Origin of the sequence: Streptomyces sp. RerS4, from assembly GCF_023515955.1 — a bacterium.
GTDB lineage: Bacteria > Actinomycetota > Actinomycetes > Streptomycetales > Streptomycetaceae > Streptomyces.
On record NZ_CP097322.1, the window covers coordinates 5,988,089 to 6,008,473 of the forward strand.

The 20,385-nt window shown below is 74.1% G+C and carries 1 protein-coding gene; it reads left to right on the forward strand.

Going from position 1 to position 20,385, the window contains the following annotated elements; translation table 11 throughout:
- Window positions 1-5: 5 nt before the first annotated feature.
- On the forward strand, window positions 6-20,234 hold the full coding sequence (locus M4D82_RS27375; RefSeq protein WP_249768699.1) for a type I polyketide synthase: 20,229 nt from the start codon (window positions 6-8) through the stop codon (window positions 20,232-20,234).
- The last annotated feature ends 151 nt before the right edge of the window (window positions 20,235-20,385 follow it).

The following is a 20,385-nucleotide window of genomic DNA, read 5'->3' on the forward strand; positions in this document are numbered from 1 at the left end:
AAGTGATGACCACCCCGAACGAAAAAGTCGTTGAAGCGCTGCGGGCCTCCCTCAAGGAAACCGAGCGGCTGCGCCGCCGGAACCAGGAGCTCACCGACGCCTCCCGCGAACCCATCGCGATCGTCGGCATGAGCTGCCGCTTCCCCGGCGGGATCGGATCGCCCGAGGACCTGTGGAAGCTCGTCGAGAGCGGCGGCGACGCCATCTCGGGCTTCCCCGCCGACCGCGGCTGGGACGTCGAGTCGCTGTACGACCCCGACCCCGACCACCCCGGCACCACCTACGCCCGTCACGGCGGATTCCTGCACGAGGCACCGGATTTCGACGCCTCCTTCTTCGGGATCTCGCCGCGCGAGGCCCTCGCCATGGACCCCCAGCAGCGGCTGCTGCTGGAGACCACCTGGGAGGTCTTCGAACGCGCCGGCATCGACCCGGCGACCCTGCGAGGCAGCCGCGCCGGTGTGTTCGTCGGCGCCTCCGCCAACGCGTACGGCGCCGGCTCCGGCGAGCTGCCCGACGGCGTCGAGGGGCACCTGCTCACCGGCACCGCCTCCAGCGTCGTCTCCGGCCGCCTCGCCTACGTGTTCGGCCTGGAGGGTCCCGCCGCCACCGTCGACACGGCCTGCTCGTCCTCGTCCGTGGCCCTGCACATGGCCGTCCAGGCCCTGCGTCAGGGGGAGTGCTCGCTCGCGCTGGCCGCGGGCGTCACCGTCCTCGCCGGCCCGGAGGTCTTCGTCGAGTTCAGCCGCCAGCGCGGCCTGTCGCCCGACGGGCGTTGCAGGTCGTTCGCCGAGGCGGCGGACGGCACCGGCTGGTCGGAGGGTGTCGGCGTCCTGCTGGTGGAACGCCTCTCCGACGCCCGCCGCAACGGACACCGCGTCCTGGCGGTCGTCCGGGGCAGCGCCGTCAACCAGGACGGCGCCAGCAACGGCCTGACCGCCCCGAACGGCCCCGCCCAGCAGCGCGTCATCCGTCAGGCACTGGAAAGCGCCCGGCTCACCCCCGCCGACATCGACGCGGTGGAGGCGCACGGCACGGGAACGAAGCTGGGCGACCCGATCGAGGCGCAGGCGCTGCTGGCCACGTACGGGCAGGACCGCCCGGCGGACCGGCCGCTGTGGCTGGGCTCGCTGAAGTCGAACCTCGGCCACACGCAGAACGTCGCCGGCATCGCCGGCGTCATCAAGATGGTCATGGCCATGCGGCACGGCGTCCTGCCCAAGACCCTCCACGTCGACGCGCCGACCTCGCACGTCGACTGGGAGGCCGGCGCGGTCTCCCTGCTCACCGAGCAGCGCGCATGGCCCCAGACCGGACGCCCGTACCGGGTCGGCGTCTCCGCCTTCGGCGTCAGCGGCACCAACGTGCACACGATCATCGAGCAGGCGCCGGAGGCCGAGCGGGCCGAGGAGCCGGGGTCCGAGGCCGCCGCGCCGGTCGTGCCGTGGATCGTCTCGGCGAAGGGCCGGGACGCGCTGCGCGCGCAGGCGGCACGCCTGCTGGCACACGCCGGGGAACACCCTGAGCTGAGCCCGGTCGACGTCGCGCGGTCGCTGGCGGTCGGCAGGGCCTCGTTCGAGGACCGCGCGGCGGTCGTCGCCGCCGACCGCGACGGTCTGCTGGCCGGCCTCGCCGCGCTGGCGGAGGGTGAGTCGGCGTCCTCGGCGTCCTCGGCGGCCTCGGTGGTCGAGGGCTCGCCGGCCGGCGGGAAGCTCGCCTTCCTGTTCACCGGCCAGGGCAGCCAGCGCCTCGGCATGGGACGCGAACTCTACGACGCCTACCCGGTGTTCGCGCAGGCCCTGGACGCGGTGTGCGAGCGCCTCGACCTGGAACTGCCGCTAAGGGAGGTGCTGTTCGGGACGGACGCCGCGCTCCTGGACGAGACGCGCTTCACGCAGCCGGCGCTCTTCGCCGTCGAGGTGGCGCTCTTCCGACTGGTCGAGTCGTGGGGGGTGAAGCCCGACCTGCTCGCCGGTCACTCGATCGGTGAGATCGCCGCCGCGCACGTGGCGGGCGTGCTGTCCCTGGACGACGCGTGCACGCTGGTCGCCGCCCGTGGCCGGCTGATGCAGGCGCTGCCGAGCGGTGGCGTGATGATCGCCGTACAGGCGACCGAGGAGGAGATCCTCCCGCTGCTGACCGACCGCGTGAGCATCGCCGCCGTCAACGGGCCGCGGTCGGTGGTCATCGCCGGGGACGAGGACGCCGCGACGGCCGTCGTGGAGGCCTTCGCCGACCGCAAGAGCAAGCGGCTGACCGTCAGCCACGCCTTCCACTCACCGCACATGGACGGCATGGTGGACGACTTCCGCCAGGTCGTGGCCGGTCTGTCCTTCGCCGCCCCCCGCATCCCGATCGTGTCGAACCTCACCGGCTCGCTCGTCTCCGACGACGAGATGGGCACGGCCGAATTCTGGGTGCGCCACGTCCGCGAGGCCGTCCGCTTCCTCGACGGCGTCCGCGCCCTGGAGGCCGCCGGTGCGATGACGTACGTCGAACTCGGCCCGGACGGGGTGCTCTGCGCCCTCGCCCAGGAGTGCGTCACCGAGGCGACCGCCACGTTCCTGCCCGCGCTCCGCAAGGGCCGGCCCGAGGCCGAGGCACTCGTCACCGCCCTGACGCGGGCCCACGTCCACGGCGTCCGCGTCGACTGGCAGGCCTTCTTCGCCGGTACCGGCGCCCGGCCCGTCGACGACCTGCCCACCTACGCCTTCCAGCGGCAGCGCTACTGGATCGAGCCCGGCACCTCCGTCGGCGACCTCGGCGCGGCGGGCCTGGACGAGGCCGCGCACCCGCTGCTCGGCGCGACGGTCGCCCTCGCCGACTCCGAGGGCCTCGTCTTCACCGCGCTGCTCTCGCCGACCACCCACCCCTGGCTCGTCGACCACGCCGTCATGGGCAGCGTCCTGCTGCCCGGCACCGCCTTCGTCGACCTGGCCATCTGGGCCGGTGACCAGGTCGGCTGCGACCTCCTGGAGGAACTCACCCTCGAAGCGCCGCTCGTCCTGCCCGAACGCGGCGGCGTACAGCTCCAGATGCACGTGAGCGCGCCCGACGCCGACGGCAGCGGCCGACGCTCCTTCAGCCTCTCCTCCCGCCCCAAGGACAGCGCGTCCGACGAGCCCTGGACGCGGCACGCCGGCGGCGTCCTGGCCCCCGCCGCCGCCCAGACCCCGACGCCGACGCCGTTCGCGGACGCGCAGTGGCCCCCGGCGGGCGCCGAACCCCTCCCCACGGACGGCCTCTACGCCGACCTCGCCGAGGTCGGCATGGGCTACGGCCCGGCGTTCCGCGGCCTCACCGCCGCCTGGCGGCGCGGCGACAGCGTCTACGCCGACGTCGTCCTGCCCGAGGAAGTCGCCTCCGCCGCAGGCGACTTCGGCCTGCACCCGGCCCTGCTGGACGCCGCGCTCCACACGCTGGGCCTCGGCGTCCTGGGCGGCGCCGAGGGCGAGGGCCGGCTCCCGTTCGCCTGGTCCGGCGTGACCCTCCACGCGAGCGGCGCCGAGGCGCTGCGCGTGCACCTCGCCCCGACCGGTACGGGCGGGGGCGTACGCCTGGAGATCGCGGACGCGACGGGCGCGCCCGTCGCCACCGTCGACTCGCTCGTCCTGCGGGCCGTATCGGCCGAGCAGGTCCGGGCGGCGGGCACCACGCACCACGAGTCGGTGTTCCGCGTCGAGTGGACGGCCCTGCCGGCCACCACCGCTCCCGCAGCAGGCCGTTGGGCCGTCCTGGGCGCCGGGGTTCCGGCCGCCCTCCTCGGAGCCGACCCGACCGGCGAGGCGATCACCGTCCACGCCGACCTCGCCGCACTGGCCGCCGCCGTGGCCGCCGGAGCGCCCACCCCCGACGCCGTGTTCATCACCTACGACCAAGCCACCCCCGAAGCCCCCGCCGCCGAAGGCCGCGCTGCCGAAGGCCCCGCCACCGAAGCCCCTGCCACCGAAGGCCCCGCCCTCGAAGGCCTCGCTGCCGAAGCTTCCGCCGCCGAGACCCCCGCTTCCGATGCTCCCGCTTCCGAAGGCCCCGCCGTCGACGGCACCGCCACCGAAGGCACCGCCGCCGCGCCGGAGATCTCCGCCGCGGCAGTGCATCGGGCCGCGCACCATGCGCTGGCGCTGGCGCAGGCCTGGCTGGGCGAAGAGCCCTTCGCCGGCGAGCGGTTCGCCGCCACCCGCCTGGTTGTCCTCACCCAGGGCACGCTCACGGCCGGTGACACCGGCACCGGCACCGACACGGACACGGTCACCGATCCCGTCCACGCGGCCGTCCGCGGCCTGCTGCGCTCAGCGCAGGCCGAGCACCCCGACCGGCTGCTGCTGGTCGACACCGACGCCACCGAGGCCTCCGCACGTGCCCTGCCCGCGGCCCTCGCCGCCGCGCAGGCCGCCGCCGAGCCGCAACTCGCCGTCCGCGCCGGGACCGTCCTCGTGCCCCGCCTCGCCCGCGTGGCCCGGGACGCCGACGCGGAGCAGCCGGCGGCCGGAGTCACGTACGCGCCCGAGTCGACCGTGCTCATCACCGGCGCCGGCGGTCTCCTCGGCGGCCTGATCGCCCGCCGGCTCGTCGCCGAGCACGGCGTACGCCACCTCCTGCTCGTCGGCCGACGCGGCGGCTCCACCCCCGAGGCCGAGCTGCTCGGCGCCGAACTCGCCGCCGAGGGCGCGACGGTGACCTGGGCGGCCTGCGACGTCGCCGACCGGGACGCCCTCGCCGCCGTCCTGGCGGCCATCCCCGCCGAGCACCCGCTCGGCGCGGTCGTCCACACCGCCGGCGTCCTCGACGACGGCGTGATCACCTCCCTCACCCCCGAGCGCCTGTCGGCCGTCCTGCGCCCCAAGGTCGACGCGGCCTGCAACCTCCACGAACTGACCCGCGACCTCGACCTCTCCGCCTTCCTGCTGTTCTCGTCCGTCGGCGGCGTCTTCGGTGGCGCCGGTCAAGGCAACTACGCGGCGGCCAACGTCTTCCTCGACGCGCTCGCCCGGCACCGCCGCTCCCTCGGACTCCCCGCCACCTCCCTGGCCTGGACCCTGTGGGCCGACGGCGCCGGCATGGCCGGCAGTCTGACCGACGCCGACGTCAGCCGCATGACCCGCGGCGGACTGCCCCCGCTCACCTCGGCGGAGGGCCTCGACCTCTTCGACCTCGTCCACCGGCTCGACGAGACCACCCCGGTCCTGATGCGCGTCGAGCTCCCCGGCCTGCGCGGCCAGGCCCAGAGCGGAGCCCTGTCCCCGCTGCTGCGCGGGCTCGTACGGGTCCCCGTACGCCGCTCCGCGAACGGCGCGGCCACGGCAGGGGGCCTGTCCGGTCTGCGGCAGCGCCTGGCCGGGCTCCCGGCCGCCGAGCAGGACCGCATGCTGCTCGACCTCGTACGCAAGCAGGTCGCCGCCGCCCTGGGCTACCCGGGCGCCGCCTCCGTCGAGCCGGGCCGCTCCTTCAAGGAACTCGGCTTCGACTCGCTCACCGCCGTCGAACTGCGCAACCTCCTCGGCGAGGCGGTCGGCCGCCGGCTGCCCGCCACCCTCGTCTTCGACTATCCGACGGCCAACGCCCTCGCCCAGTACCTCCGCCAGGAGATCGTCGGCGACCTCGCGGACGACGCCGGCCTGCCGGCCCTGCGTTCGGCCACCGCCACCTCCCGCGTGGAGGACGAGGACCCGATCGCCATCGTCGCGATGAGCTGCCGCTTCCCCGGCGGCATCACCTCCCCCGAGGACCTGTGGCGGATGCTCGCCGAGGGCCGCGACGGCATCACCGCCTTCCCCGCCGACCGCGGCTGGGACCTCGACGCCCTCTACAGCGACGACCCCGACCGTGAGGGCACCAGCTACGTCCGCGAGGGCGGCTTCCTCCACGAGGCCGCCGACTTCGACGCCTCCTTCTTCGGGATCTCCCCGCGCGAGGCCCTCGCCATGGACCCCCAGCAGCGGCTGCTGCTGGAGACCACCTGGGAGACCTTCGAGCGCGCCGGCATCGACCCGACCGGCCTGCGCGGCAGCCGCACCGGCGTGTTCGTCGGCTCCAACGCGCAGGACTACCTCCAGCTGTGGCTGAACGACGGCGACGGCCTCGAAGGCCACCTCGGCACCGGCAACGCGGCCAGCGTCGTCTCCGGCCGCATCTCCTACTCCTTCGGCCTGGAGGGCCCGGCCGTCACCGTCGACACCGCCTGCTCCTCCTCGCTCGTCACCCTGCACCTCGCCGCCCAGTCCCTGCGCCGCGGTGAATGCGCCATGGCACTCGCGGGCGCGGTGACGATCATGTCCACGCCGGGCGCGTTCACCGAGTTCAGCCGCCAGCGCGGCCTGGCGGAGAACGGCCGCATCAAGGCATTCGCCGCGGCCGCCGACGGCACCATCTGGTCCGAGGGCGTGGGCCTGCTCCTGCTGGAGCGACTCTCCGACGCCCGCCGGGGCGGCCACCCGGTCCTCGCCGTCGTCCGCGGCACCGCGGTGAACCAGGACGGCGCCAGCAACGGCCTCACCGCCCCCAACGGCCCCTCGCAGCAGCGCGTCATCCGCGAGGCCCTCGCCGACGCCGGCCTCACCACCGGCGACGTGGACGCCGTCGAGGCCCACGGCACGGGAACGAAGCTGGGCGACCCGATCGAAGCGCAGGCGCTGCTGGCCACGTACGGCCAGGACCGGCCGGAGGGCCGGCCGCTGCTGCTGGGCTCGGTGAAATCGAACATCGGCCACACGCAGGCCGTCGCCGGCGTCGCCGGTGTGATCAAGATGGTCATGGCCATGAGCCACGGGGTACTGCCCCAGACCCTCCACATCGACGAGCCGACTCCCTACGTCGACTGGTCGGCCGGTGACATCCAGCTGCTGACCGAGCAGGTCGAGTGGCCCGAGACCGGCCGCGCGCGCCGCGCCGGCATCTCCTCGTTCGGCTACAGCGGTACGAACGCCCACGCCGTCATCGAGCAGGCACCGAACGCCACGGACGAGACGGCGCACCCGACGCCGGCCGGGCCCGGTCTCCCCGTGCTGCCGTGGCTCGTTTCCGGCCGCACGGCGGCCGCCCTGCGGGCCCAGGCGGAACGCCTCCGCCCGACGGCGACCGACCTCATCGCCGCGACCGGCGTCCGAGGCGCACTCGACCTCGGCCACTCCCTCGCCACGCACCGCGCCGCCCTGGAGCACCGCGCGGTGGTGCTCGGCGCGCCGTCCGACGGCGAAACCCTCCTCGGCCGCCTGACCGCCCTGGCCGCCGGCGAGCCGGTACCGGGCCTCGTGCGGGGCACGGTGTCGAGCGGCGGGCTGGCCTTCCTGTTCACGGGCCAGGGCAGCCAGCGGCTGGGGATGGGGCGTGAGCTGTACGACGCGTTCCCGGTGTTCGCGGCCGCGCTGGACGCGGTGTGTGAGCGGCTGGACCTTGAACTGCCGTTGAAGGAGGTGTTGTTCGGGTCGGATGCCGCTCTGCTGGACGAGACGCGGTTCACGCAGCCGGCGTTGTTCGCGGTGGAGGTGGCGCTGTTCCGGCTGGTGGAGAGCTGGGGGCTGCGGCCGGACTTCGTGTCCGGGCATTCGATTGGTGAGATCGCTGCCGCGCATGTGGCGGGTGTGTTGTCGCTGGATGACGCGTGCACGTTGGTGGCGGCGCGTGGTCGGTTGATGCAGGCGCTGCCGGCGGGTGGCGTGATGTTCGCGGTGCAGGCGTCGGAGGATGAGGTTCTGCCGCTGCTGACGGATCGGGTGAGCATCGCGGCGGTCAACGGTCCGCAGTCGGTGGTGATCGCCGGTGACGAGGACGCCGCCCTGGCCGTGGTGGAGGCGTTCGCCGGGCGGAAGTCCAAGCGGCTCACGGTGAGCCACGCGTTCCACTCGCCGCACATGGACACGATGTTGGACGACTTCCGCCGGGTGGTGGAGGGGCTGACCTTCGACGCCCCGCGCATCCAGGTCGTGTCGAACCTGACCGGGGTTGTTGTCTCCGATGAGATGGCCTCGGCGGACTTCTGGGTCCGGCACGTGCGGGAAGCCGTCCGGTTCCTGGACGGTGTGCGGGCCCTGGAGGCGGCGGGCGTCACGACGTTCGTGGAGCTGGGGCCGGACGGGGTGCTGTCCGCCCTGGCGCAGGACTGCCTGACCGGCGACGCGGACATCGCCTTCGCCCCGGCGCTGCGCGCCGGACGCGGCGAGGCGGAGTCGGTCCTCGGCGCTGTGGCCCAGGCGCACGTGCGAGGCGTGGAGGTGGACTGGTCCGCCTACTTCGCCGGTACGGGCGCCCGGAGGGTGGACCTGCCGACGTATGCCTTCCAGCGGCAGCGCTACTGGCCGGAGACCGTCCTGTCGAACGGCGCCGTCGCCTCCGCGCCGGCCGTTGACGCGGTGGACGCCCGGTTCTGGGACGCGGTGGAGCGGGGCGACCTCACGTCGCTGGCGTCCGAACTGGCCGTGGCCGACGACGCCCGCTTCAGCGACCTCGTTCCCGCGCTGTCGGCATGGCGCCGCCAGGGCCAGGAGCAGTCTGAGGTGGACGGCTGGCGTTACCGGGTGTCGTGGAAGCCGCTGGCGGATGGTGGCGTCGGTGTGCGGTTGTCCGGTGTGTGGCTGGTGGTGGTTCCGGCCGGTGGTGTGGATGCCACGGCTGTGGTGGATGCGCTGGTCGGGCGGGGGGCTGAGGTCCGTCGGGTGGTGGTTGAGGCCGGTGTGGTGGAGCGGGATGCTCTGTCCGGTGCGGGTTCGGTTGCCGGTGTGGTGTCGCTGCTGGCGCTGGATGAGGCCGATGGTCTCGTTGCCACGGCCAGCCTGGTCCAGGCAATGGGTGTCGCCGGGTTCGAGGCGCCGTTGTGGTGCCTGACCCGGGGTGCGGTGAGTGTGGGCCGTTCCGACCGGCTGGTCTCGGCTGTTCAGGCGCAGGTGTGGGGTCTGGGTCGGGTCGCTGCTTTGGAGGTTCCCGGGCGTTGGGGTGGTCTGGTGGACCTGCCTGAGGTGTGGGACGAGCGGGCGATGGGTCGGCTGGTCGGCGTACTGGCCGGTGGGCTTTCTGGTGAGGACCAGGTCGCGGTGCGGTCCTCCGGGGTGTTCGGCCGTCGTCTGGTGCGTGCCACTGCGGGTGGTGCCGGTTCTTGGACGCCGTCCGGGACGGTTCTGGTCACCGGCGGTACGGGTGCCCTCGGTGGTCGGGTCGCGCGGTGGTTGGCCGGGGCGGGTGCCGAGCGGCTGGTGCTGACCAGCCGCCGGGGCGCCGACGCCCCCGGTGCCGCCGAGTTGGTCGAGGAGCTGTCCGGGCTGGGCGTTGAGGTGGCGGTGGTGGCGTGTGACGCCGCTGATCGGGACGCTCTGCGGGCCCTGCTCGCGGCCGAGGCGGAGACGCTGACCGCTGTCGTGCACACCGCCGGGATCCTCGACGACGGTGTGCTGGATGCGCTGACGGCCGACCGGTTCGAGAGCGTGCTGCGGGCGAAGGCGGTTTCCGCGCTCAACCTGCACGAGCTGACCGTCGAGCTCGACATCGAGCTCTCCGCCTTCGTGCTGTTCTCCTCGATGAGCGGCACCATCGGTGCCGCCGGTCAGGGCAACTACGCCGCCGCGAACGCCTACCTCGACGCGCTCGCCGAGCAGCGGCGGGCCGCCGGCCTCGCCGCGACCTCTCTCGCGTGGGGTCCGTGGGCCGAGGGCGGCATGGCGGCCGACGAGGCGCTGGAGGCACGGATGCGCCGGGGCGGCGTACCGCCCATGAACGCCGATCTCGCGATCACCGCGCTGCGGCAGGCGGTCGGCTCCGACGAGGCGGCGCTGACGATCGTCGACTTCGACTGGGCGAGGTTCGCGCCCGGTTTCACGGCGGTGCGCGTCGGCCGGCTGCTCGCGGATCTGCCCGAGGCCGAAGCCGCCACGCGTGGCTCGGAGCGCGCGGACGACCGTTCCGAGCGTTCCGGGTCTTCTCTCGCCGAGCACCTTCGCCGGCTGTCGGCCGGCGACCGGGAGCCCTTCCTCCTCGACCTCGTGCGCACCCGGGTCGCCGAGGTCCTGGGGCACTCCGGTGCCCAGGACATCGAGGCCGGGCGGGCCTTCCGCGAGATCGGGTTCGACTCGCTCACCGCGGTCGAGCTGCGCAACCGGCTCGGCGCGGCCACCGAACTGCGGCTGCCCGCCACGCTCGTCTACGACTACCCGACCCCGGCCGCGCTCGCCGCCTACCTGCTCGCCGAACTCCTCGGCGCACAGGTCGAGGCAGTCGGCCCCGTGGCCGCGGCGGTGGACGACGACCCGATCGCGATCGTCGCGATGAGCTGCCGCTTCCCCGGCGGCGTACGGACGCCGGAGGACCTCTGGCAGCTGCTCGCCTCCGGCACCGACGCGATCTCCGACCTGCCCCTGGACCGCGGCTGGGACCTCGACGCCCTCTACGACGCCGACCCGAGCGCCCAGGGCACCTCGTACGCCCGCGAGGGCGGCTTCCTGTACGACGTCGCGGACTTCGACGCCGACTTCTTCGGCATCTCGCCGCGCGAGGCCCTGGCCATGGACCCGCAGCAGCGCCTGCTGCTGGAGACCTCGTGGGAGGCGTTCGAGCGCGCCGGGATCGACCCCGAGACGCTGCGCGGCAGTCAGGCCGGTGTGTTCGTCGGCACCAACGGCCAGGACTACCTGTCCGTGCTGCTGGAGGAACCGGCGGGCCTCGAAGGGCACTTGGGCACCGGCAACGCCGCGAGTGTGGTGTCCGGCCGCCTCTCGTACGTGTTCGGGCTCGAAGGCCCGGCCGTCACGGTCGACACGGCCTGCTCGTCCTCGCTGGTCGCCCTGCACTGGGCGATCCAGGCCCTGCGCAACGGCGAGTGCTCGCTCGCCCTGGCCGGTGGCGTCACCGTCATGTCGACGCCCGGCACGTTCATCGAGTTCAGCCGGCAGCGCGGCCTGGCCGCGGACGGTCGCATCAAGGCCTTCGCGGCGGGTGCGGACGGTACGGGCTGGGGTGAGGGCGTCGGCATGCTGCTGGTGGAGCGGTTGTCGGACGCGCGCCGCAACGGGCATCCGGTGTTGGCGGTGGTGCGTGGTTCGGCCGTGAACCAGGACGGTGCGAGCAATGGTCTGACGGCGCCGAACGGGCCGTCGCAGCAGCGGGTGATCCGTGCCGCGCTGGCGAGCGCGGGCCTGACGGCCGCCGACGTGGACGCCGTCGAGGCCCATGGCACGGGCACCACCCTGGGTGACCCGATCGAGGCGCAGGCCCTGCTGGCCACCTACGGTCAGGACCGGCCCGAGGGGCGGCCGCTGCTGCTCGGCTCGGTCAAGTCGAACATCGGTCACACCCAGGCCGCCGCCGGCGTCGCCGGCGTGATCAAGATGGTGCTGGCCATGCAGCACGGGCAGCTGCCGGAGAGCCTCCACATCGACGCGCCGTCCCCGCAGGTCGACTGGGAGGCGGGCGAGATCGCCCTGCTGACCGAGCGGCGGGAGTGGCCGGAGACCGGCCGTCCGCGCCGGGCCGGCATCTCCTCGTTCGGCTTCAGTGGCACCAACGCCCACACGATCATCGAGCAGGCCCCGCAGGCGGAGCCCGAGGACGAGGACACCGCGTCCGTCGATCCGGGTCTCGTGCCCGTCCCGGTGGTGCTCTCGGCGAAGAGCGAGGCGGGGCTCCGGGCCCAGGCCGACAGCCTGCGGGCGCGGCTGCTCGCGCACCCCGAGCTGCGTCTGGCCGACGTCGGCAGGACCCTGGCGACCGGCCGCTCGGCGTTCGACGAGCGTGCGGCGCTGGTCGCCGGCGACCGCGACGGTCTGCTGGCCGGCCTCGCCGCGCTGGCGGAGGGCGGCTCGGCGGCGGGAGTGGTGACGGGCTCGCCGGTCGGCGGGAAGCTCGCCTTCCTGTTCACCGGCCAGGGCAGCCAGCGCCTCGGGATGGGGCGCGAACTGTACGACACGTACCCGGTGTTCGCGGCCGCGCTGGACGAGGTGTGTGCCGGGTTCGACCTCGAAGTGCCGCTGAAGGACGTGCTGTTCGGGACCGATGCCGGACTGCTGGACGAGACGCGCTTCACCCAGCCGGCGTTGTTCGCGGTGGAGGTGGCGCTGTTCCGGCTGGTGGAGAGCTGGGGGCTGCGGCCGGACTTCGTGTCCGGGCATTCGATCGGTGAGATCGCCGCCGCGCACGTGGCGGGCGTCTTCTCGCTGGAGGACGCCTGCGCGCTGGTGGCGGCGCGGGGCCGGTTGATGCAGGCGCTGCCGGGTGGCGGCGTGATGATCGCCCTCCAGGCGTCGGAGGAGGAGGTCCTTCCGCTGCTGACGGACCGGGTGAGCATCGCGGCGGTCAACGGGCCGAGGTCGGTGGTGGTCGCGGGTGACGAGGACGCCGCCGTCGCGATCGTGGAGGCGTTCGCCGGGCGCAAGAGCAAGTGGCTCACGGTCAGCCACGCGTTCCACTCGCCGCACATGGACGGGATGCTGGACGACTTCCGCCGGGTGGTGGAGGGGCTGACCTTCGAGGCCCCGCGCATTCCGGTCGTGTCGAACCTGACCGGTGCGCTCGTCACCGACGACGAGATGGGCTCGGCGGACTTCTGGGTGCGCCACGTCCGCGAGGCCGTCCGCTTCCTCGACGGCATCCGGGCCCTGGAGGCCGCCGGCGTCACGACGTACCTCGAACTCGGCCCCGACGGGGTGCTCTGCGCCCTCGGGCAGGACTGCCTCACCGAGGACGGGGCGGCGTTCGCGCCCCTCGTTCGCAAGGGCCGTCGGGAGGCAGACACGGCGATGGCCGCTCTGGCCTGGAGCCACGTCCGGGGGATCTCCGTCGACTGGCAGGCGGTCTACGGGACCGGCGCCGTGCGCGTCGACCTGCCGACCTACGCCTTCCAGCGGCGGCGGTACTGGCCGCAGACGGCGCTCGGGCGACGCGGCGCGTCGGGTGCCCGGTCCACGGTGGACGGGTGGCGCTACCAGGTGTCGTGGAAGCCGCTGACGGACGCCGCCTCCGGCGCCGTGCTGTCCGGTGCGTGGCTGGTCGTGGTGCCCGCCGCGAGTGTGGACGACACGGCCGTGGTGGACGCACTGGCCGGGCGCGGTGCCGAGGTGCGCCGCGTGGTCGTCGCGCCGGGTGCCGGTCGGGATGCCCTGGCCGGGCTGCTGCCGGCCGAGGCCGGGTCCGTCGCCGGTGTGGTGTCGCTGCTCGCGCTGGACGAGACCGCCGGGGTCGTCGCGACGGCCGGCCTGGTGCAGGCGCTGGGCGATGCCGGGATGGAGGCGCCGCTGTGGTGCCTGACCCGGGGTGCGGTGAGTGTGGGCCGTTCCGACCGGCTCGTCTCCGCCGTCCAGGCGCAGACGTGGGGCCTGGGTCGGGTGGCCGCGCTGGAGGTTCCCGGGCGTTGGGGTGGTCTGGTGGACCTGCCCGAGGTGTGGGACGAGCGGGCGATGGGCCGGCTGGTCGGCGTACTGGCCGGTGGGCTTTCCGGTGAGGACCAGGTCGCGGTGCGCTCCTCCGGGGTGTTCGGGCGGCGTCTGATCCGTGCCGCCGCCGGACAGGGCGACCCGTCGTGGGCGCCGTCCGGGACGGTGCTGGTCACCGGTGGTACGGGCGCCCTCGGTGGACACGTCGCGCGGTGGCTGGCCGGGGCGGGTGCCGAGCGGCTGGTGCTGACCAGCCGCCGGGGCGCGGACGCGCCCGGTGCCGCCGAGCTGGCGGCCGAGCTGACGGGGATGGGCGTGGACGTGTCGATCGTGGCGTGTGACGCCGCCGACCGGGACGCGCTGCGTACGCTCCTCGCGGCGGAGGCCGACACACTGACCGCTGTCGTGCATACCGCCGGTGTCCTGGACGACGGCGTGCTCGACTTCCTGACGCCCGACCGGTTCGAGAGCGTCCTGCGGGCGAAGGCGGTCTCCGCCCGGCACCTGCACGAGCTGACGGTCGAGCTGGGCATCGAGCTCTCCGCCTTCGTCCTGTTCTCGTCCGTCACGGGCACCCTGGGCACGGCCGGCCAGGGCAACTACGCCGCCGCCAACGCCTACCTCGACGCCCTCGCCGAGCAGCGGCGGGCCGCCGGGCTCGCCGCGACCTCGATCGCCTGGGGTCCGTGGGCCGAGGGCGGCATGGCCACCGACGGCGCGCTGGAAGCCCGGATGCGCAAGGGCGGCGTACCGCCCATGGCGGCCGAGTCGGCCGTCGACGCCCTGCACCGCGCCCTCGACGCGAACGACACCGTCGTCACCGTCGTGGACGTGGACTGGGCCCGCTTCGCCCCCGGCTTCACCGCCGTGCGCGCCGGCAACCTCCTCGCCGAGCTGTCCGAGGCCCGGAGCGCCCTTACCCTCGCCCCGCGCGAGGGCGAGGCCGACGAGGCGGGCGGCGGCCACGACTCCCTCGCGGGGCGGCTGGCGGGGCTCTCCGCCGTCGAACGCGACCGGATGCTGCTCGACCTGGTCCGCAAGGAGGTCGCCGCGGTCCTCGGCCACACCGGCGTCGAGAGCGTCGGCGCGGGGCGGGCGTTCAAGGAACTCGGCTTCGACTCCCTGACCGCCGTCGAGCTGCGCAACCGCCTGGGCGCCGTCACCGGACTGCGGCTCCCGGCCACGCTGATCTACGACTACCCGACCTCCGCCGACCTGGCCGATCACCTGCGCGGCGAAATCCTCGGAACCAAGGCGGCGGTGGCCCTCGCGGCCCCGACGGACCGGCCGGCAGCCGAGGACGATCCGATCGCGATCGTCGCGATGAGCTGCCGCTTCCCCGGCGGGGTGCGTACCCCGGAGGACCTCTGGCGGCTGCTGGCGGCCGGTGGTGACGCGATCGGGGAGTTCCCGGCGGACCGCGGCTGGGACGCCGAGGAACTGTTCGGGCCGCGCTCCGAGCAGGACGCCGCGTACGCCCGCGAAGGCGGATTCCTCTACGACGTGGCGCAGTTCGACCCCGGCTTCTTCGGGATCTCGCCGCGCGAGGCCCTGGCCATGGACCCGCAGCAGCGCCTGCTCCTGGAAACCTCCTGGGAGGCGTTCGAGCGGGCCGGGATCGACCCGTCGTCGCTGCGCGGCAGCCAGGCCGGTGTGTTCGTCGGGACCAACGGACAGGACTACCTCTCGCTCGTGCTGAACTCCGCCGACGGCGGCGACGGCTTCATGAGCACCGGCAACTCCGCGAGCGTCGTCTCCGGCCGGCTCTCGTACGTCTTCGGCCTCGAAGGCCCGGCCGTCACCGTCGACACGGCGTGCTCGGCGTCGCTCGTGGCCCTGCACCTCGCGGTGCAGGCGCTCCGCAGCGGCGAGTGCTCGATCGCGCTGGCCGGTGGTGTCACCGTCATGTCGACGCCGGGCGCGTTCGTCGAGTTCGCCCGGCAGGGCGGGCTCGCGGCGGACGGCCGGATCAAGGCCTTCGCGGCGGGTGCGGACGGCACCGGCTGGGGTGAAGGCGTCGGCATGCTGCTGGTGGAGCGGTTGTCGGATGCTCGGCGTAACGGGCATCCGGTGTTGGCGGTGGTGCGTGGTTCTGCTGTCAATCAGGACGGTGCGAGCAATGGTTTGACGGCGCCGAACGGGCCGTCGCAGCAGCGGGTGATCCGTGCGGCGCTGGCCGGTGCGGGGCTGTCGGCCGCCGAGGTCGACGCGGTGGAGGCGCACGGTACGGGTACCCGGCTCGGGGATCCGATCGAGGCGCAGGCGCTGCTGGCCACGTATGGCCGGGAGCGTCCGGAGGGGCAGCCGCTGCTTCTGGGCTCGGTGAAGTCGAACATCGGGCACACGCAGGCGGCCGCCGGTGTGGCGGGTGTGATCAAGATGGTCATGGCGATGCGTCACGGGGTGCTGCCGCAGACCCTGCACGTGGACGAGCCGACCCCGCACGTCGACTGGACGGCGGGCGACATCGAGATCCTGACCGAGCAGCGGGCGTGGCCGGAGACCGGCCGTCCGCGCCGGGCCGGCGTCTCCTCGTTCGGTGTGAGCGGCACCAACGCGCACACCATCCTGGAGCAGGCACCGGAGGCCCCCGAGGCCCCCGAGATCGCGGGCGCCGCCGGGAACCCCGAGGGCACCTGGCCGTGGATCCTGTCGGGCCGGACGCAAGCCGCCCTGCGGGACCAGGCCGCCCGCCTCCTCGCCCACCTGGACGACCAGCGGCCGGTGGACATCGGGCACTCGCTCGCGACCGGCCGGGCCCTGCTCGACCACCGCGCCGTGATCGTCGGGGGAGCGGGGGAGGAGTACCGCGAGGCGCTGACCGCGCTGGCGGCGGGCGACTCCGTCGCCGCGCTGACACAGGGCGTGGCGAGCACCGAACAGCAGGTGGCGTTCCTGTTCACCGGACAGGGCAGCCAGCGGCTGGGAATGGGGCGCGAACTGTACGACGTCTTCCCGGCGTTCGCGCACGCGCTGGACGCGATCTGTGTCCACCTGGACGGGCTGCTTGAACTGCCGCTGAGGGACGTGCTGTTCGGTGCGGATGGGGATCTGTTGGACCGGACGGAGTACACGCAGCCGGCGTTGTTCGCGGTGGAGGTGGCGCTGTTCCGGCTCGTCGAGAGCTGGGGGCTGCGGCCGGACTTCGTGTCCGGGCATTCGATCGGTGAGATCGCGGCCGCTCATGTGGCGGGTGTGTTCTCGCTGGAGGACGCGTGCGCTCTGGTGGTGGCGCGTGGGCGGTTGATGCAGGCGCTGCCGGGCGGTGGGGTGATGATCGCGGTGCAGGCGTCGGAGGAGGAGATCCTGCCGCTGCTGACGGATCGGGTGAGCATCGCGGCGATCAACGGTCCTCGGTCGGTCGTGGTGGCGGGTGACGAGGACGCGGCGGTCAAGATCGCCGAGTCGTTCCCCGACCGCAAGAGCAAGCGGCTCGTCGTGAGTCATGCGTTCCACTCGCCGCACATGGACGGGATGCTGGCCGATTTCCGCAAGGTGGCGGAGGAGATCGCCTATGCCACCCCGCGCATTCCGGTCGTCTCCAACCTGACCGGTGCCCTGGTGACCGACGAGATGGGTTCGGCGGAGTTCTGGGTGCGGCACGTCCGCGAGTCGGTCCGCTTCCTCGACGGTGTCCGCGCGCTGGAGGCCGCCGGTGTGACGACGTACGTCGAACTCGGTCCCGACGGAATCCTGTCCGCCCTGGCCCAGGACTGCCTGACCGACGGGCCGGTCGTCTTCGCGCCGGTGCTCCGCAAGGGTCGCGCCGAGGCCGAGGCCCTGGTCACCGCCCTTGCCCAGGCTCACGTCCACGGCGTGGGCGTCGACTGGACGGCCTTCTACGCCGCCACCGGCGCCCGACGCGTCGACCTGCCGACCTACGCCTTCCAGCGCGAGCGCTACTGGGTCGACTCGTTCGCCACGTCGGAGGACGCCCTCTCGCTCGGGATCGAGTCGGCCGGGCACCCCCTGCTCGGCGCGGCGGTCGAACTGCCGGACACGGGCGGGTTCCTGTTCACCGCCCGGCTGTCCCGGCGTACGCACCCCTGGCTGGCGGATCACGTCGTCGCCGACTCCGTGGTCGTGCCCGGTGCGGCCTTCGTCGAGCTCGCGCTGCGCGCCGGCGAGGAGGTCGGCTGCGGCCACCTGGCGGAGTTGATCAACGAGGCGCCGCTCGTGCTCCCGGAGGACGGGGCCGTACAGCTCCGGCTCACCGTGGGCGGGGCGGACGAGACCGGACGCCGTCCCGTGCAGGTGTACGGCCGTCCCGAGGAGGGCGACGGCGACGGGGCGAACGGCGGGACCTGGTCTCGTCACGCCACCGGGTTCCTCACCGAGGCCGCAGCCGGTGACACCGGAGGCACGGGCGAAACCGGCGAAACCGGCGAAACCTTTGACACCGGCGACACCGGGACCTGGCCGCCCGCCGACGCCGAGGAGGTGTCGGTCGAGGCGGTGTACGACCGCCTGACGGCCGCCGGGCTCCACCACGGGTCGGCGCTCAGGACCCTCACCCGGGCCTGGGTGCGCGGCGACGAGGTCTTCGCGCAGGCCCGGCTCTCCGACGAACTGCACGCTTCGGCAGGCGGGTTCGCCCTGCACCCGGCGCTCCTCGACGCGGCGGCCCAGGCGCTGGCCGCGACCGCCGCCGACGCCACCGCCCGCGAGCCCTTCACCTGGCGCGGGGTGCGGCTGCACGCGACCGGAGCGGACACGCTGCGGCTGCGCGTCACCCCCGACGGAGCGGACGCCGTGTCCGTCGAACTGGCTGACGACCAGGGCGCGCCCGTCGCGTCGGTCGAGGCGCTGGTGACCCGGGAGCTCGACGTCGAGCGGTTCACGGCGGTCGCCCCGGACGGGGTGCACGACTCGCTGTTCCGCCTCGACTGGGTGCGGACGCCGGCGCCGGCCGGGGCGGGCGCCGCGACCCTCGTGGTCGTCGGTGACCCTGCCGGCGGCTCGCTCCTCGCCGCCGCCCTGGGCGGCGCGGGGGTCCCCGTGGCGACGTACGACGACCTCGCCGCGCTGGACGAGGCCGTCACCACCGGACGGCAGGCGATGCCGGACACCGTCGTCGCGCCGTTCATGGCCACCGAGGGCGTCACCGCCCTCGACGCGGTGGCGCGGGAGGCGCGCGAGGCGACGCACCGGGCGCTCGCTGCCGTGCAGGGCTGGCTGGACAACGGCCGCTTCGCCGGCGCCCGCCTCGCCGTCGTCACCCGGGGCGCGGTGGCCGCCCACACCGACACCGAGGCGGGCGATCTCACCCACGCCCCGGTGTGGGGGCTGGTGCGGGCCGCCCGGACGGAGCACCCCGACCGGTTCGTGCTCGTCGACCTCGACGGGACGGACGCCTCCGGCCGGGTCCTCGCGGGCGCCCTCGCCTCCGAGGAACCCGAACTGGCCTTGCGTGGCGGGGCGTTGTACGCACCCCGCCTGGCGCGGGTAGCCGAGGCCCGGACCGCGGCGGACGGCGACGACACGACGAGCCGTATCGACACGAGCGGTACGGTCCTGGTCACCGGCGCCGGCGGCGGACTCGCCGGGCTCCTCACCCGCCACCTGGTCACCGAACACGGCGTACGACACCTGCTGCTCACCGGCCGCAGGGGCGGCGCGACCGAAGCGGCCACCGAACTCACCGCGCAACTCGTCGCGTTGGGCGCGGAGGTCACCTGGGCGGCGTGCGACGTGGCCGACCGGGACGCGCTGGCCGCGCTCCTGGCCTCCGTACCGGCGGAGCGGCCGCTGACGGCGGTCGTCCACACGGCGGCCGTCCTGGCCGACGGCGTCGTGGACCTGCTCACCCCCGAGCGGGTCGACCGGGTCCTGCGACCCAAGGTCGAAGGGGCGCTGCACCTGCACGAGTTGACCCGTCACCTCGACCTGTCCGCGTTCGTCCTCTTCTCCGCCGCCGCCGGCACCCTCGGCGGCGCCGGCCAGGCCAACTACGGCGCGGCGAACGTCTTCCTCGACGCCCTCGCCCGCCACCGCCGGGCCCGGGGCCTCAGCGCCCTGTCCCTGGTGTGGGGCATGTGGGCGGAGGAACGCGGCATGGCCGGCCGACTCACCGAGGCGGAGCGGGAACGCGCCGCTCGCGGCGGCGTCGCGCCGCTGTCGGCGACGGAGGGCCTCGCGCTCTTCGACGCGGCCCTCGCGGCGGCGGACGACGAGCCGGTCCTGCTGCCGGTGGCGGTCGACCTGCCCACCCTGCGGGCGCGGGCGGCGGACGGTGGCATCCTGCCGATGTTCCGCGGCCTGGTCCGGACCCCCGTCCGGCAGCAGCGCCGGGCGGCCGCGTCGGGCGGTGCCCACCCGGCCGAGCCCCACGGGGCGGGGGAGCAGACCCCGGCGCAGCGCCTGGCCGGGCTGACGCCCGCCGAGCGGGAGCGGACCGTACTGGAGCTGGTGCGCGGCCAGGTGGCCGCCGTACTCGGGTACAAGTCGGCCGAACACATCGGTGAGGAGCAGGCGTTCAAGGAGCTGGGCTTCGACTCGCTGACGGCGGTCGAGCTGCGCAACCGGCTCGGCGCGGCCGCCGGACTGCGGCTGCCCGCCACCTTGATCTACGACTACCCGAACCCGGCCGCGCTCGCCCGGCACCTGCGCGACGAGCTGGCCCCCGAGGGCACCACCGGACGCAAGCTGTCCGTCCTGGAGGAACTCGACCGTCTGGAAAGCACCTTCTCCTCGCTGGACCCGGCGGACCTGGCCGCCGCGGCCGGCGACGACGCGGCCCACGCACGCGTCGCGGTGCGCCTCCAGACCCTCCTGGCCCAGTGGAACGACGCCCGCCGGTCGGACGACGAGACGGGGCCCGGGGAGATCGAGGACGCCAGCGACGACGAGCTGTTCGCCCTCATCGACAAGAAGTTCGGCCAGGGCTGAACCCCAACCACCCCCAGGTCGTACCGCCGGAACCCCTGTTCCGGCGGTACGGCCCGGGGCTTCGTCGAATTCCTCAAATATTCTCGGGTTCCCCTGAACTCCCTTGAATTCCCTTGAGCCCGTCCCCACCACGGTCTCGATCACGCGAATA